This window comes from Thalassobaculum fulvum (assembly GCF_014652915.1).
GTDB lineage: Bacteria > Pseudomonadota > Alphaproteobacteria > Thalassobaculales > Thalassobaculaceae > Thalassobaculum_A > Thalassobaculum_A fulvum.
In genome coordinates, this window is sequence record NZ_BMZS01000003.1 from 510,283 (window position 1) to 524,494 (window position 14,212).

15 protein-coding genes are annotated in these 14,212 nt (G+C 69.4%); 3 read left to right on the forward strand and 12 right to left on the reverse strand.

All coding sequences use genetic code 11. The features are described 5' to 3' along the window. The 5 genes from IE246_RS27875 to eno all read right to left on the reverse strand — a co-directional run. Positions 1–123 (reverse strand): biotin/lipoyl-containing protein (locus IE246_RS27875; protein ID WP_229836819.1); only part of this gene is annotated, 123 nt, incomplete at its 3' end. 62 nt (positions 124–185) lie between these two features. Further along, entirely contained in the window at positions 186–1,250 is a 1,065-nt protein-coding gene (pdhA, locus tag IE246_RS08875) for a pyruvate dehydrogenase (acetyl-transferring) E1 component subunit alpha (RefSeq protein ID WP_189988585.1), read from the reverse strand. A 162-nt stretch (positions 1,251–1,412) separates the two neighbouring features. Then, complete coding sequence (locus IE246_RS08880) at positions 1,413–1,766, reverse strand: FtsB family cell division protein (protein ID WP_189988586.1); 354 nt, start codon at positions 1,764–1,766, stop codon at positions 1,413–1,415. 120 nt (positions 1,767–1,886) lie between these two features. Beyond that, positions 1,887–2,465: a hypothetical protein gene (locus IE246_RS08885; protein ID WP_189988587.1), complete on the reverse strand. Its 579-nt coding sequence runs from the start codon at positions 2,463–2,465 to the stop codon at positions 1,887–1,889. Then, positions 2,462–3,748 (reverse strand): phosphopyruvate hydratase, encoded by a 1,287-nt coding sequence (eno, locus tag IE246_RS08890; RefSeq protein WP_189988588.1) that lies wholly within the window; start codon positions 3,746–3,748, stop codon positions 2,462–2,464. Before eno ends, IE246_RS08885 begins: the two co-directional genes overlap by 4 nt. Before the next feature lie 118 nt (positions 3,749–3,866). On the opposite strand from eno, the gene IE246_RS08895 reads away from it, so the two are divergent. Beyond that, positions 3,867–4,340 carry a cupin domain-containing protein gene (locus tag IE246_RS08895; RefSeq protein ID WP_229836736.1) on the forward strand — a complete coding sequence of 158 codons (474 nt, stop codon included), beginning with the start codon at positions 3,867–3,869 and terminating at the stop codon, positions 4,338–4,340. Here IE246_RS08895 and IE246_RS08900 read toward each other — a convergent pair. From IE246_RS08900 to tpiA, 6 genes are all read right to left on the reverse strand, one after another. After that, positions 4,331–4,807, reverse strand: a complete 477-nt coding sequence (locus IE246_RS08900; RefSeq protein WP_189988589.1) for a MarR family winged helix-turn-helix transcriptional regulator — start codon at positions 4,805–4,807, stop codon at positions 4,331–4,333. The two genes, IE246_RS08895 and IE246_RS08900, sit on opposite strands and share 10 nt — an antisense overlap. 88 nt (positions 4,808–4,895) lie before the next feature. Next, complete coding sequence (locus tag IE246_RS08905) at positions 4,896–6,290, reverse strand: tetratricopeptide repeat protein (protein WP_189988590.1); 1,395 nt, start codon at positions 6,288–6,290, stop codon at positions 4,896–4,898. Between the two features lie 159 nt (positions 6,291–6,449). Further along, the gene (gene kdsA, locus IE246_RS08910; protein ID WP_189988591.1) at positions 6,450–7,292 is read right to left on the reverse strand and encodes a 3-deoxy-8-phosphooctulonate synthase; all 843 of its coding nucleotides are present in this window, start codon (positions 7,290–7,292) and stop codon (positions 6,450–6,452) included. 4 nt (positions 7,293–7,296) lie between these two features. After that, positions 7,297–8,931: a CTP synthase gene (pyrG, locus tag IE246_RS08915; protein WP_189988592.1), complete on the reverse strand. Its 1,635-nt coding sequence runs from the start codon at positions 8,929–8,931 to the stop codon at positions 7,297–7,299. Positions 8,932–9,043: 112 nt separating this feature from the next. Beyond that, on the reverse strand, positions 9,044–9,355 hold the full coding sequence (gene secG, locus IE246_RS08920) for a preprotein translocase subunit SecG (protein WP_189988593.1): 312 nt from the start codon (positions 9,353–9,355) through the stop codon (positions 9,044–9,046). Positions 9,356–9,443: 88 nt separating this feature from the next. Continuing rightward, positions 9,444–10,187 carry a triose-phosphate isomerase gene (gene tpiA, locus IE246_RS08925; RefSeq protein ID WP_189988594.1) on the reverse strand — a complete coding sequence of 248 codons (744 nt, stop codon included), beginning with the start codon at positions 10,185–10,187 and terminating at the stop codon, positions 9,444–9,446. 204 nt (positions 10,188–10,391) lie between these two features. On the opposite strand from tpiA, the gene IE246_RS08930 reads away from it, so the two are divergent. Continuing rightward, a complete protein-coding gene (locus IE246_RS08930) occupies positions 10,392–12,272 on the forward strand; it encodes a peptidyl-prolyl cis-trans isomerase (RefSeq protein WP_189988595.1) in 1,881 nt (626 codons plus the stop codon). Next, positions 12,269–13,786 (forward strand): anthranilate synthase component I, encoded by a 1,518-nt coding sequence (trpE, locus tag IE246_RS08935; protein ID WP_189988596.1) that lies wholly within the window; start codon positions 12,269–12,271, stop codon positions 13,784–13,786. The genes IE246_RS08930 and trpE overlap by 4 nt, the downstream gene beginning before the upstream one ends. Positions 13,787–13,807: 21 nt before the next feature. Here trpE and IE246_RS08940 read toward each other — a convergent pair whose 3' ends face one another. Further along, positions 13,808–14,206 carry a VOC family protein gene (locus IE246_RS08940; RefSeq protein ID WP_189988597.1) on the reverse strand — a complete coding sequence of 133 codons (399 nt, stop codon included), beginning with the start codon at positions 14,204–14,206 and terminating at the stop codon, positions 13,808–13,810. Positions 14,207–14,212 lie beyond the last annotated feature (6 nt).

Sequence of the window (14,212 nt, forward strand, 5' to 3'; positions counted from 1 at the left end):
GGTCTCGATCTCGGCGATCACGTCGCCGGCGCTGACCGTGTCGCCTTCCTTGACGTGCCACTTGGCGAGGTTGCCCTCGGTCATGGTCGGCGACAGGGCCGGCATCAGTACGGATGTGGGCATGCGCTTTCCCCTCGTGCGGGCGCCGCGGACCGCGGCCGCCCAAACCACAGGCAGCCTTGGCGTCAGGCTTCTACGAGTACGTCGGTCCAGAGCTCCGACACGTCGGGCTCCGGGCTCTGCTGCGCGAAGTCGGCGGCGTCGGTCACGAGGTCCTTCACCTCGCGGTCGATCTTCTTCAACGCCTCCTCGTCGACCTTGCGCTCCAGCAGGACGCGGCGCAGGGAGTCGATCGGGTCGTGCTCCTGCCGCATCTTGTTGACCTCCTCCTTGGTCCGGTACTTGGCCGGGTCGGACATGGAGTGGCCGCGGTAGCGGTAGGTCTTCATCTCCAGGATGAACGGCCCCTTGCCGGCGCGGCAGTGGGCCACCGCCTTGTCGCCGGCCGCCTTCACCTTCATCACGTCCATGCCGTCGACCTCCTCGCCCGGAATCCCGTAGGCGTGGCCGCGCTCGGCGAGCGACGGGCCGGCGGCGGCGCGGGTCACCGAGGTCCCCATGCCGTACTTGTTGTTCTCGATGATGAAGATGACCGGCAGCTTCCACAGCGCCGCCATGTTGAAGCTCTCGTACACCTGGCCCTGGTTGACCGCGCCGTCGCCCATATAGGTCAGCGACACCCGGTCGGTGTCACGGTACTTGTGGTTGAACGCTAGGCCGGTGCCGATCGGCACCTGGGCGCCGACGATGCCGTGGCCGCCGAAGAAGTCCTTCTCGCGGCTGAACATGTGCATCGAGCCGCCCTTGCCCTTGGAGTACCCGCCGATGCGGCCGGTCAGCTCGGCCATCACGCCGCGGGCCTCCATGCCGCAGGCCAGCATGTGGCCGTGGTCGCGGTACGAGGTGACCACCGTGTCGCCTTCGCCGATCGCCGCCTGCATGCCGACGACCACCGCCTCCTGCCCGATGTACAGGTGGCAGAACCCACCGATCAGGCCCATGCCGTAGAGCTGGCCGGCCTTCTCCTCGAACCGCCGGATCACCAGCATGTCCTTGTAGTAGCCGAGCAGCTCGTCGATCGACGGCTCGGACTGCCTGGATGCCTTGCTGGAGCGGGTCGAGCGCGACGGCGCGGCCTTGGCCGGGCCGGACCGGCTCGTCGTCGACTTGGCTGTCGCCGCACGTGCCATGAAATCCCCCTGCGCGTCCTCTGCGGGCGGCACGAACCTCTGGCGTCGCGCCGACCCTGACAGAATTAGGGGAAGACCCGCGCGATTGCAAGGGCGCTAAATGTTTGCGCTGCAACGCAAAAACGGCGATTAACTCAATTTTAGTTAATCATCTGAAATCGCTCAGCGAACAACCGCGAGCCCGGCCAGTCGGGTGGTCGGAACCACCGGCTGCCCCACGATCACGCCGTCGGCCGGCACATAGCCGAGCACCAGACGGGCGCGTTCCTCGAGCAGGTCGGCGTCGAGGCTGTCGGGACGCAGCTTTGCGACCCGCCGGTCGAGGGCGGCCTGCTCCGCGACCAGGCGATCGCGGACTTCGCGGGCCTCGGCGATCTCGCCGTCCAGCCGCTGCCAGGCCCGGATGCCCCGGTCGCCCTCCATGGCGTGATAGGCGAAATAGGCCACGAGGAGCGACCCGACCAGCGGCCCGACGACGTGACGGGCACGACGCTTGAGCTCGGAAACCAGGGCCATGATGTCCTCCTCGACGGCGACATCCGGATTGAATCACGCGTCACCGGCCCCGACAACGTGAACGAATCGGGAATATCGGCAAGAGAACCGCCAATGGACTCAAAGTGTTGCCGAAATGACTCAGGGCACCTGGGGGGTCTTGGAGTCAAGCGCACGCTGGCGCCAGGCGTTCAAGGCGAGCGCCACCGTCACGGCATTCCCCGGCAGATCCACCGGCTCGATGCCGATCGGCAGCGAACGCCCCTTGCCGGTCAGGAACCGGTTGAATGCCACCAGCGCGCCGCGATCGCCCGACAGATCGAAGACCACGTAGGTCTGCCGCATGCCGCGTCCCGGCAGCAGCGACGCCAGGGAGAAATCGGACACCTCGGACCAGCGGTAGTGGCGGGTCGAGAACAGGCCGTGCACGGAGAAGCCCTCGTCGAACAGCTCGACGCGCTGGCGGCCACCGATCGTCGTCAGTGCCGGGACGACCAGCGCCATCGCCAACCCGGCCACGGCGATCGGCCAGCCGATCTCGGGTCTCGACGGCTGACCGAACACCATGGACAGCCCCAGGGCCGCGAGGGTGGCGAACAGCCCGAACTGGACGAGCGCCCGCCAAGCCGGAAGCCGGAAGCTGCGGAGGCCCAACAGGATGCGTTCGTCGACCTGCGGGGTCTCCGGCCCGTTCTGCGGCCCGTTCTGCGGCGCGCTCACCCGGCGAGCGGGGCCAGCGAGGACCGGCCAGCGAAACGCGCGGCATCGCCGAGCTGCTCCTCGATCCGCAGCAGCTGGTTGAACTTGGCGGTCCGGTCGGCGCGCGACAGCGAGCCGGTCTTGATCTGCCCGGCGTTGGTGGCGACCGCCAGATCGGCGATGGTGGCGTCCTCGGTCTCGCCCGAGCGGTGCGACATCACCGTGCCGAACCGGGCGCGCTGGGCCATCGACACGGTCTCCAGGGTCTCCGACAGGGTGCCGATCTGGTTGACCTTGACCAGGATGGCGTTGCCGGCGGTCTCGGCGATGCCGCGCTTCAGGCGCTTGGCGTTGGTGACGAACAGGTCGTCGCCGACGATCTGCACCTTGGAGCCGAGCTCGGCGGTGATCGCCTTGAAGCCGTCCCAGTCGTCCTCGCTCAGAGCGTCCTCGATCGAGACGATCGGGTAGCGGGCGGCGAGGTCGGCGTACAGCTTGATCATGCCGTCGGAGTCCATGGTCTTGCCCTCGCCCGCCAGCACATACTTGCCGTCCTTGAAGAACTCGGTGGAGGCCGGATCGAGGGCGATCATGACGTCGTCGCCCGGCTTGTAGCCGGCCGCCTCGATCGCCTTCATGATCACCGCCAGGGCCTCGTCGGCGCTCTTCAGGTCGGGCGCGAAGCCGCCCTCGTCGCCGACATTGGTGTTGTGGCCGCCGGCGACCAGCTGCTTCTTCAGCGCGTGGAAGATCTCGGAGCCGGCGCGCAGCGCTTCCCGGAAGCTCGGGAAGTTCACCGGCATGATCATGAACTCCTGGAAGTCGATCGGGTTGTCGGCATGCGCGCCGCCGTTGATGATGTTCATCATCGGGGTCGGCAGGACGTGGGCGTAGGCGCCGCCGATGTAGCGCCACAGCGGCAGCTCCATGTCGGCGGCCTGCGCCTTGGCGACCGCCAGCGACACGCCGAGCAGCGCGTTGGCGCCCAGCCGCGCCTTGTTCTCGGTGCCGTCGAGCTCGATCATCGCCCGGTCGATCAGCAGCTGCTCGGCGGCATCGCGGCCGGACAGCGCGTCGAAGATCTCGCCGTTGACCGCGTCGACCGCCTGCAGGACGCCCTTGCCGCCGTAGCGCTTGGGATCGCCGTCGCGCTTCTCGACCGCCTCGTAGGCGCCGGTCGAGGCGCCCGACGGCACCGCGGCGCGGCCGACGACGCCGGTCTCCAGGGTGACGTCGACCTCCACCGTCGGGTTGCCGCGACTGTCGAGGATCTCGCGGGCGGTGATGTCGATGATCGCACTCATGGGAAGGGCTCCTGGAGACCGGACGAATGGTGCGGGAGGAATAGCGCCCGGCCGCTGGGCGTTCAATCGCTTTGCCGTCTAGACTGCGCTGTCAGCATCCGAATTCGAGGAGAGCACCATGCCGAAGCCCCCGGCCTTCGATCCGATGACCGTCCCGACACGCATGGGGAGCACCTATCCGGCCGAGTTCGCCGCTTCCACGGCCAGCCGGACGAAGCGCCGCCTCGGCGACCACGGCGGCCTCAAGAATTTCGGCGTGAACCACGTCACGCTGCCGCCCGGCAGCACCTCGGCGCTGCGCCACTGGCACACGCTGCAGGACGAGTTCGTGATGGTGCTGACCGGCGAACTGACCCTGCTGACCGACGCCGGCGAGCAGGTCCTGGGGCCGGGCATGTGCGCAGCCTTCCCGGCGGGGAAGCCCGACGGCCACGCGCTGATCAACCGGACCGCCGACACGGCGACCTATCTGGAGGTCGGCGACCGCACCGACCCGGACGAGGTCGACTACCCCGACATCGACATGCAGGTGAAGTGGATCGACGGGGTCGAGCGGTTCGTGCGCCGGTCCGACGGGACGTTCTACGACTGAGAACCCTCGCCGGCGCGCTTCAGCGGCACCCGCGAATGCTCGTTGTTCAGTTCGACGAGGTCGGCCAACAGGCGCATCAGCGTCACCCGATCGGCTTCGGCGAGCGGTTCCAGGATCCGCTCCTGGGCGCGCCGGACATGCGGCTCGGCCCGGCGCAGCAGTTCGGCGCCGGCCACCGCCAGGTAAAGCAGCTTGACCCGGCGGTCGTCGGGGCTCGGGCGCCGCTCGATCCAGCCTTTCTCCTCCAGCCGCTCGATCACCCCGCCGAGCGTGGAGCGGTCGTTGGCGATCACCTCGGACAGCCGCGTAGCGTCGATGCCCGGCAGGTCGCGGATCGCGACCAGGGCGGCGTATTGCAGGGGCGTGAGGTCGAGGGGCCGGCACTCCTCCACGAAGATCGCCACGGCGATCTGCTGGGCCCGCCGGATCAGGTGCCCGGGCTTGCCGTAGACGTCGCTGAGGATCATCGGCTCCGCCGCCCGACGTGAATTGACAGCACACTGACCATAGGCAGGCTGCACATCGAGCTCAAGGCGGGCCCGCAAGGCGGGAACATCAGACCGCCGTCAGCAGCGCCTCGGCCCGCTTGTCGGCGGAGGCGGCGGCCTCGTCCCGGCCCTCGGCCCGCAGAGCCGCCGCGTATTGCCGCCAGCTCCACGCGCTCGCCGGCTTCGACGCCGTGCGCTCGGCCAGCAGCGCCCTCGCGAGATGCGGTCGCGCCTTGACCGCCGCCGACACCAGCATCTCCTCGAACAGGTCGCGCTGGGCGTGGCTGCCGCCCATGCACCAGATGTCGTAGCGGATCGGCAGCAGGGCATCGACAGCGGTCCCGGCGTCGCCGCGGGCGAGCGCCGTCATCGCCGCGACGGTGCCGACGCCGACCCGCGCCGACACCCGGCCCTGGGTGGCCGCCGAGTTGGCGAAGCTCTCCAGCTGCGCCGCCATCCGGGCCGCGGCCTCGGCCTCGCCGCCCTTCAGCAGCGCCATCAGGTAGTGCAGCGACACGAAGATCAGCTCGTGGTCGTCGACGTGGCGCAGCGACACCTCGGTCAGGTCCCGCCAGCGGCCGCCGACGTCGACCCCGTACATCTCCAGTCGCCACAGCATCGAGGCGGCGTTGCAGACGTCCAGGTACATGTCGCTCGCGATGTCCGAGGCGACGTGGTCGTCGTAGAGCTTCAGGACCTCGTCGAATTCATGTCTTTCAAGGTGATACAGGCCGCGGTGCCAGTAGAGGTGGAAGCGGAAGTTGTTGGTGGTCGACCACGCGGGCTCCAGGCCCCTCACCCATTCGATGCCCTCGGCGTGCCGGCCCTGCATCTCCATGACGTGGGCGACAGCGTGCACCGACCAGGCGTCCTTCGGGTTGCGCTCGACCGCCATGCGGCCGTAGCGCTCGCCCGCGGCGTAGTCGCCGGCCTCCTCCAGCGCGAAGCCGTACATGCCGTGGACGAAGCCGATGTCGGGATCGGCGTCGCTCCAGTCCGGCAGCACGCGGGCGACGCTGTCCCGCATCTTGCGGCCTTCGCCGGCATAGAAGTGGTTGAAATGGGCCAGGCGGAGCGCGAACGCGTCCTTCGGGTGGTCGATCAGGATCCGTTCCCAGAGCTCGGTCGTCCGGTCCAGGTCGTCGGCGCACCAGGCCCGCAGCGCCTCCAGGTGCAGCCGTTCGCGGTCGGTCGTCGCGACCGCGGCGAACCGCGCGTCGGCGTCCGCCAGGGCCTTGGCGGCGCGGGCCGACATGGCCGCACTGCCGAACAGCTTGAACAGATAGCCCTTGGCGACGTGCGCCAGCGGCATTTCCGGATCGTCGGTCAGGATCGCCTTGAGACGGTCGCCGATGTCGCGCCCGAAGCCGAGATAGGCGCCGACCAGGTCGTCGAACCGGGCGGCGGATTCCGGCTTGTCGGCGGTGTAGGCGAGACCGTAGCGGCCCTCGACTCGCGGCATGGCGGCACCTCCTCCTCGATACGACGCGGCGGGGTCCCGGCTCTCCGCTTCGCTGCGGCCGGGATGAGGGGGAAGATTACGTCCCTTCAGTCCTCATCCCGGCCGGAGCGGCAATGCCGCTCAGAGCCGGGACCCAACCGCCGCTTCAGCCGCGCCGGACTAGACCGCGACCGGGTTGGCCTTGGCGATCCTGTCGAAGGCGACGAAGGTGTCCAGGAGCGCCGGCAGGTCGGCCATCCGCACCATGTTCGGCCCGTCGGACGGGGCGGTGTCCGGGTCCGGGTGGCATTCCATGAACACGGCGGCCACGCCGACCGCCAGGGCGGCGCGCGCCAGCACCGGCACGTATTCGCGCTGGCCGCCGCTCGAGGAGCCCTGCCCGCCGGGCTGCTGCACCGAGTGGGTGGCGTCGAACACCACCGGCCATCCGGTCCTGGCCATCTCCGGCAGGCTGCGCATGTCGGAGACCAGGGTGTTGTAGCCGAAGCTGGCACCGCGCTCGGTCAGCATGATGCGGTCGTTGCCGGTCGACGCCACCTTGGCGGCGACGTTCTTCATGTCCCACGGCGCCAGGAACTGGCCCTTCTTGACGTTCACGACCCTGCCGGTCTCGCCGGCCGCCAGCAGCAGGTCGGTCTGCCGGCACAGGAAGGCCGGGATCTGCAGCACGTCGACGTACTCGGCGGCGACCGCGCATTGCGGCGGCTCGTGCACGTCGGTCAGCACCGGGCAGCCGAACCGCTCGCGCACCTCGGCCAGGGTCTTCAGCCCGGCCTCGATGCCGACCCCGCGGCCGGCCGACACGCTGGTCCGGTTCGCCTTGTCGTAGGACGACTTGTAGATCAGCGGTACCCCGGCCTTGCCGCAGATCGCCACCAGGGCGTCGGCGACCTCGATCGCGTGCTCGCGGCTCTCGATCGCACAGGGACCGGCGATCAGCACGAACGGCCGGTCGTTGGCGATATCGATCGAGCCGACGCGGACGGTGCGGGGGTCGGTCATGGCGTCACACCAGCCGCGATTGCTCGACGGCCGCCTCGATGAAGCTGGTGAACAGCGGGTGCGGATCGAACGGCTTCGACTTCAGCTCCGGGTGGAACTGCACGCCGACGAACCAGGGATGGCTCGGCAGCTCGACGATCTCCGGCAGCACGCCGTCCGGCGACATGCCGCTGAACACCAGCCCGGCGCCCTGCAGCGCGTCGCGGTAGTTGATGTTGACCTCGTAGCGGTGGCGGTGGCGCTCGAAGATCCGCTCCTCGCCGTAGATCTGCCGGACCCGGGTGCCCGCTTCGAGGTGACACTCGTAGGCGCCGAGCCGCATGGTGCCGCCGAGGTCGCCTTCGGCGCTACGGGTCTCGCGCATGTTGCCGCGGCTCCACTCGGTCAGCAGGCCGACCACCGGTTCGGCGCAGGGACCGAACTCGGTCGACCCGGCGCCCTTGATCTCCGCCATGTTGCGCGCGACCTCGATGCAGGCCATCTGCATGCCGAAGCAGATCCCGAAATACGGGATCTTGTGCTCGCGGGCGAAGGTCACCGCGGCGATCTTGCCCTCCGAACCGCGCTCGCCGAAGCCGCCCGGCACCAGGATGCCGTGGACGTCCTCCAGGCGCATCAGCGCTTCGGTCTCGGTCTCGAAGATCTCGGAATCGATCCAGTCGAGCTCGACCTTCACGTTGTTGGCGATGCCGCCGTGGGTCAGCGATTCGGCCAGCGACTTGTAGCTGTCGAGCAGGCTGGTGTACTTGCCGACGACCGCGATCCGGACACTGCCCTCCGGGTTGTCGACCCGCTCCATGATGCCGGTCCAGCGCGACAGGTCGGGCTCGGCCTCGCTGGCGAGCATGCCGAAATGGCGCAGTACCTCGGTATCCAGGCCCTCGCGGTGGTAGCTGAGCGGCACCTGGTAGATCGAGTGCACGTCCAGCGCCGCGATCACCGCCTCGGGGCGGATGTTGCAGAACAGGCCGATCTTGCGGCGCTGCTCGACCGGGATGTCGCGGTCGGACCGGCACAGCAGGATGTCGGGCTGGATGCCGACGCTCTGCAGCTCCTTGACCGAGTGCTGGGTCGGCTTGGTCTTCAGCTCGCCGGCCGCCGGGATGTACGGCAGCAGCGTCAGGTGCATGAACAGCGACCGCTCGCGCCCGAGCTCGTTGCCGAGCTGGCGGATCGCCTCCAGGAACGGCAGGCCCTCGATGTCGCCGACCGTGCCGCCGATCTCGCACAGCACGAAGTCCTCGTCCTCGAGGTCGCCGCGCGCGAACTCCTTGATGGCGTCGGTGACGTGCGGAATCACCTGGATGGTGGCGCCGAGATAGTCGCCCCGCCGCTCCCGGGTGATCACGTCCATGTAGATCTGGCCGGTGGTCACGCTGTCGCTGCGCCGGCACGCCACGCCGGTGAAGCGCTCGTAGTGGCCGAGGTCGAGGTCGGTCTCGGCCCCGTCGTCGGTCACGTATACCTCGCCGTGCTGGTACGGACTCATCGTGCCCGGGTCGACGTTGAGGTACGGATCGAGCTTGCGCAGGCGGACCTTGTAGCCGCGCGCCTGCAACAGCGCTCCGAGCGCCGCCGAGGCGAGACCCTTGCCGAGGGAGGAGACCACGCCGCCGGTGATGAAGATGAACCGCGTCATGGACCCTCCTTATACCCGAACGGGCGCGATCAAGGCACGCTTTGTCATACTGCTTCCCGTTCCGGCGGACGATAGCCCGCCGGGTTTCGTAAATTTCAAGAAGATCAACGAGTTACTGAGAGACCGGCGCGGCCGGTTCGGTCTTCGCCGGAGCCTGCTCGGCCGGCGTCGGCTGATCGACGATCGACTTCGTCCCGGTGTTGCCGGCGAGAATCGCGAGCACGATGCTGGTCACGAAGAAGCAACCGGCCAGGATCGCGGTCGTCCGGGTCAGCAGGTTGGCGGCCCCGCGGGCCGACATGAAGGATCCCATGCCGCCGCCGCCGCCGATTCCGAGACCGCCGCCCTCGCTGCGCTGCAGGAGGACGACGATGACCAGGGCCGCCGCGATCATCAGGTGGATGGTGAGAACGATCGCCGTCATGTCGATCCTTGTGGTGCTCGCGTCCGTTTGGGGACGGCGCGGTTTGTAACGCCTGGAGGCCGTCTTGGCCAGAGGCCAGGTCTCGGTCTCACACCGCCCGGGCGATCGCCAGGAAATCCGCGGCCTTCAGGCTCGCCCCGCCGACCAGCGCACCGTCGACGTTGGCGACCGCCAGCAGCTCCGATGCGTTCGACGGCTTGACCGACCCGCCATAGAGGATGCGGATGCCGGCGGCGTCGGCCGATTTCCTGGCCAGGGCCGCGCGGATATGCGCATGCACCGCCGCGACGTCGTCCACGGTCGGCGTGCGCCCGGTGCCGATCGCCCACACCGGCTCGTACGCCACCACCAGGGTGGTGCCGTCGAGGCCGTCGGGAATCGATCCGGCCACCTGCCGTCCGACGACGTCCAGGGTCTCGCCGGCGTCGCGCTGGGCCTCGGTCTCGCCGACGCACACGATCGGCACCAGCCCCACAGACCGGGCCGCCTCGGCCTTGGCCCGCACGACGGCGTCGGTCTCGCCATGGTCGGCGCGGCGTTCGGAGTGGCCGACGATGACGTAGGTGCACCCGACATCCGTCAGCATCGGCGCAGCCACGTCCCCGGTGTGAGCGCCATTGGCGGCGGCATGGCAGTCCTGGGCGCCGAGGCCGACCGGGCTGCCGGCGATCGCATCGGCGACCGGGATCAGGTACGGTGCCGGCGGGCAGACCGCCATCTCGAAGGCCGCGGCGGCGGCCACCGCGCCGGCCAGCTCGCGCGCCAGCCCGGCAGCGGTCTCCCGGTCCAGGTTCATCTTCCAGTTGCCGGCGATCAGCGGCCGCAGGGCCATGGGGTCTCTCCTCGAAAGCGGGCTGGAGGGGTCATACACGGAGCGCGGCCGGAAGCCAACAAGTCAGCCCCGAGAACCGCGGAATCCTTTGAATGACAGGGGATTCGGCGGTTGCCGCGGCGGGACCCTCTCCCTATGATGCCGCGCCCCGGCGACCGCGTGCGGCGCCGACCGAAATTCATTGGCACAAGGCCGGACTGCGCGATGCTTCAGATCATTCGCTCCAAGGTCACGTCGATCTTCGTCAAGATTCTGTTCGTGCTGCTGATCGTCAGCTTCGCGATCTGGGGGATCGGCGACGTGTTCTTCGGCAGCCCGGCCGGCAAGGTCGCCGTCAAGATCGGCGACGAGGTCCAGTACACGACCCAGGACGTGGCGACCAAGTTCGAGACCGAGCGCCGGCGCCTCGGCGTGCCCCTGACCGCCGAGCAGGCCATCCAGCTCGGCATGCTCGACCAGGTGATCCAAGGCATGGTCACCGAAGGGATCATGATCGCGGCGACCCGTTCGCTCGATCTCTCGGTCAGCACGGACCGGGTCGTGGAGTTCGTCCGTTCGCGCTTCGTCGACCGCAGCGGCAACTTCGACCGGGCGCGCTATCAGACCTTCCTGGCGAACAACGGCTGGTCGGAGGCCGAGTTCGTGCAGCGCCTGCACGAGGACTTCACCCGCCGGCAGCTGATCGACGCCCTGGCCGCCGTCGGCCCGGCGCCGAAGCCGGTGGTCGACCGCGTGTTCGCCTATCGCGAGGAGCAGCGCGTCGCCCAGGTGGTGGCGATCCCGGCGGCCGCGGTCCCGGAGCCCGAGGATCCGGCGGCCGACCGGCTGCAGTCGTTCTACGACGCCAACACCAGCCGCTACGAGAAGCCGGAATACCGGTCGGTCTCGTGGGCGCAGATCGACCCGGCGGCGCTGGCCAAGGACATCGACGTCCCGGAGGACGAGATCCGGAGCGCCTACGACGAACGCGCGGGGCAGTTCGCCACGCCCGAGCGCCGCGACGTCCAGCAGATCCTGTTCGAGACCGAGGACGCCGCCAAGGCGGCGCTGACCCGCATCGACGGTGGCGAGGACTTCGTCGCGGTGGCCAAGGACACGACCGGGGTCGACGAGGCCGGCCTGGACCTCGGCCGGCTGACCCGCGACGCTCTCCCGGACGGCACCGCCGACACCGTCTTCGCCCTGCAGCAGGACGCCGTCAGCGAGCCGGTGCAGAGCCCGTTCGGCTGGCACCTGTTCCGGGTCCTGGCGATCCAGCCGGGGCGAACGACGCCCTATGAGGAGGCCAAGGGCAAGCTGCGCGACGAGCTCGCCCACGACCGTGCGCTCGACCGGGTCTACGAGACCGCCAACCGGCTCGAGGACGCCCTGGCAGGCGGCGCCACCCTGGAGGAGGCCGCCAAGTCGCTCGGGCTCACCGTCCGCTCCATCGAAGGGCTGGCGCGCTCCGGCGACCTGAAAGCCGGCGGCAGGGCCGAGACGCAGCCCGGCGGCCAGTTCCTGGAGCTCGCCTTCGACACCCCGCAGGGGCAGCAGAGCGGGCTCGGCGAAGGCGACAGCGGCGCGTTCTTCGTGCTGCGGGTCGACGCCGTCGAGGCGCCGCGTACCCCGCCGCTCGACGAGATCCGCGACCAGGTCGTGGCCGACTGGAAGACCGACCGCCGCCTGGAGCTGGCGGAGCAGCAGGCCGACGCCCTGGCCGAAAAGGTCAAGGCCGGTGGCGACCTCAAGGAACTGGCCGCGGCCGAGCAGATGCCGACCGCCGAGGTGCCGGCGATGACGCGGTCCGGGCGGGACGTCCCGGAGAGCTATCCCGCAACGCTGCCGGCCACCCTGTTCGCGATCAAGGAGCCGGGCGGCGTTGCGGTGACGTCGGACGACACCCAGGCGGTGGTGGTCCGCCTGCAGCGCATCATCCCGGCCGATCCGTCGGCCAAGCCGGAGATCCGCGACAGCATCGCCAGCCAGATCGGCCAGGGCGTCGAGTCCGATGTCATCGAGCTGCTGCTGGCCGATCTGCGGGAGCGCTTCGGCGTCGAGGTCGACCAGGCCAGCGTGGCCCGGCTCTTCGAGTCCGGACAATGAGGACCCTGCCCGACTACGCCCGCTTCGTCGAGCTGTACGAGGCCGGCCGGCCGCAGGTCGTCTGGACCACCCTGGTGGCCGACCTGGAGACCCCGGTCTCGGCCATGCTCAAGCTGGCCGACGGCCGCGCCAACGCGTTCCTGCTGGAGTCGGTCGAGGGCGGATCGGTGCGCGGCCGGTACTCGGTCATCGGCATGAAGCCCGACCTGATCTGGCGGTTCTACAAGCATAAGGCGGAGATCAACCGGGACGCCCGGATCGACCCGGGCCGCTTCGAGCCGGTATCGGAGGAGCCCCTCGCCTCGCTGCGGGGGCTGATCGCCGAAAGCCGGATCGAGCTGCCCGACGGGCTGCCGCCGATGGCGGCGGGGCTGTTCGGCTACATGGGCTACGACGCGATTCGGCTGTTCGAGCGGATCCCGGACGCCAACCCCGATGCCCTGAACATCTGGGACGGCATGTTCGTCCGGCCGACGGTGGTGTGCATTTTCGACCGGCTCGAGGACATCGTCACCCTGGTGACGCCCGTGCGCCCGCGCGACGGCGTCTCGGCCGCCGCGGCCTGGGGCGACGCGCGGGTCCGCCTCGCCGACCTGGTCGCCGACTTCGAGCGCTCGCTGCCGTACCGGCGCGAGGGCGGCTCGGCGGTCGAGCCGCTGATGGAGCCGGTGTCGAACACCGGGCGCGAGGCCTATCACGCGATGGTCCGCAAGGCGGTCGAATACATCAACGCCGGCGACGCCTTCCAGGTGGTGCCGTCGCACCGGCTGGCGGTGCCGTTCCGTCTGCCGCCGTTCGCCCTCTACCGCTCGCTGCGGCGCCTGAATCCGTCGCCGTTCCTGTTCTTCTTCGACTTCGGCGGCTACGCGATCGTCGGCTCCAGCCCGGAGATCCTGGTGCGCCTGCGCGACGGGATCGTCACCATCCGGCCGCTGGCCGGAACCCGCAAGCGCGGCGCCACCCCCGAGGAGGACCGGGCGCTGGCGACCGAGTTGCTGGCCGATCCGAAGGAGCGGGCCGAGCACCTGATGCTGCTCGACCTCGGCCGCAACGACGTCGGCCGGGTCAGCCAGATCGGCACGGTCTCGGTGAAGGAGCAGTTCGTGGTCGAGCGCTACAGCCACGTCATGCACATCGCCAGTCATGTCGAAGGGCGCCTCGCGGAGGGCTACGACGCGGTCGACGCGCTGTTCGCCGGCTTCCCGGCCGGCACCGTTTCAGGCGCCCCGAAGGTGCGGGCGATGGAGATCATCGACGAGCTCGAAGTGTCGCGCCGCGGCGTCTATGCCGGTGCGGTCGGCTATTTCGGCGCCGACGGCAGCATGGACACCTGCATCGCGCTGCGCACAGCGCTGGTGAAGGACGAGACCATGTACATCCAGGCCGGCGGCGGCGTGGTCGCCGACAGCGACCCCGAGGCCGAGTGGCAGGAGACCCTGAACAAGGCAAGGGCCCTGGTCCGCGCCGCCGAGGAGGCGATCCGCTTCGCCTCCTCCGACGGTCACAGCCAGTAGGGCCCGGTCAGTAGAACGCGGTCAGTAGAGCCGGTTCGAGACCTCGACCAGGTTGCCGTCGGGGTCGCGGGCATAGACCGAGTCGATCGGCCCGAGCGCGCCGGTGCGCCGACCGGCCTCGATGATCGAGATCCCCAGGACATCCGCGCGTGCCCGGACGTCGGCGACCGGCGTCGAGGTCAGGAAGCAGAGGTCGCCGGAACCGGGAGTGGCGACCGCGGCGTTCGGCTGGATCTCGTTGCCGGCGACATGCAGGTTGATCTTCTGCGGCCCGAACGCGAGCGCCGTGCGGCCGGCACCGAAGGTCACGACCTCCATGCCGAGCCAGTCGCGGTAGAACGCGATGGTCGCGTCGATATCGCGGACCGTGAGCACCAGATGGTCGAGGGAATCGATCGCGACCGGAGGAGTGTCGGCCATGCGCGG

Excerpts from the sequence above, each read along its gene's own strand:
- secG (WP_189988593.1), bottom strand. The coding sequence starts at position 9,355 with ATGACGGCGATCGTTCTCACCATCCACCTGATGATCGCGGCGGCCCTG.
- IE246_RS08895 (WP_229836736.1), top strand. The coding sequence starts at position 3,867 with ATGCCGAAGCCCCCGGCCTTCGATCCGATGACCGTCCCGACACGCATG.
- eno (WP_189988588.1), bottom strand. The coding sequence starts at position 3,748 with ATGAGTGCGATCATCGACATCACCGCCCGCGAGATCCTCGACAGTCGC.
- IE246_RS08905 (WP_189988590.1), bottom strand. The coding sequence starts at position 6,290 with ATGCCGCGAGTCGAGGGCCGCTACGGTCTCGCCTACACCGCCGACAAG.
- tpiA (WP_189988594.1), bottom strand. The coding sequence starts at position 10,187 with ATGGCCCTGCGGCCGCTGATCGCCGGCAACTGGAAGATGAACCTGGAC.
- pyrG (WP_189988592.1), bottom strand. The coding sequence starts at position 8,931 with ATGACGCGGTTCATCTTCATCACCGGCGGCGTGGTCTCCTCCCTCGGC.
- IE246_RS08940 (WP_189988597.1), bottom strand. The coding sequence starts at position 14,206 with ATGGCCGACACTCCTCCGGTCGCGATCGATTCCCTCGACCATCTGGTG.
- pdhA (WP_189988585.1), bottom strand. The coding sequence starts at position 1,250 with ATGGCACGTGCGGCGACAGCCAAGTCGACGACGAGCCGGTCCGGCCCG.
- trpE (WP_189988596.1), top strand. The coding sequence starts at position 12,269 with ATGAGGACCCTGCCCGACTACGCCCGCTTCGTCGAGCTGTACGAGGCC.
- kdsA (WP_189988591.1), bottom strand. The coding sequence starts at position 7,292 with ATGACCGACCCCCGCACCGTCCGCGTCGGCTCGATCGATATCGCCAAC.
- IE246_RS08930 (WP_189988595.1), top strand. The coding sequence starts at position 10,392 with ATGCTTCAGATCATTCGCTCCAAGGTCACGTCGATCTTCGTCAAGATT.
- IE246_RS08880 (WP_189988586.1), bottom strand. The coding sequence starts at position 1,766 with ATGGCCCTGGTTTCCGAGCTCAAGCGTCGTGCCCGTCACGTCGTCGGG.
- IE246_RS08900 (WP_189988589.1), bottom strand. The coding sequence starts at position 4,807 with ATGATCCTCAGCGACGTCTACGGCAAGCCCGGGCACCTGATCCGGCGG.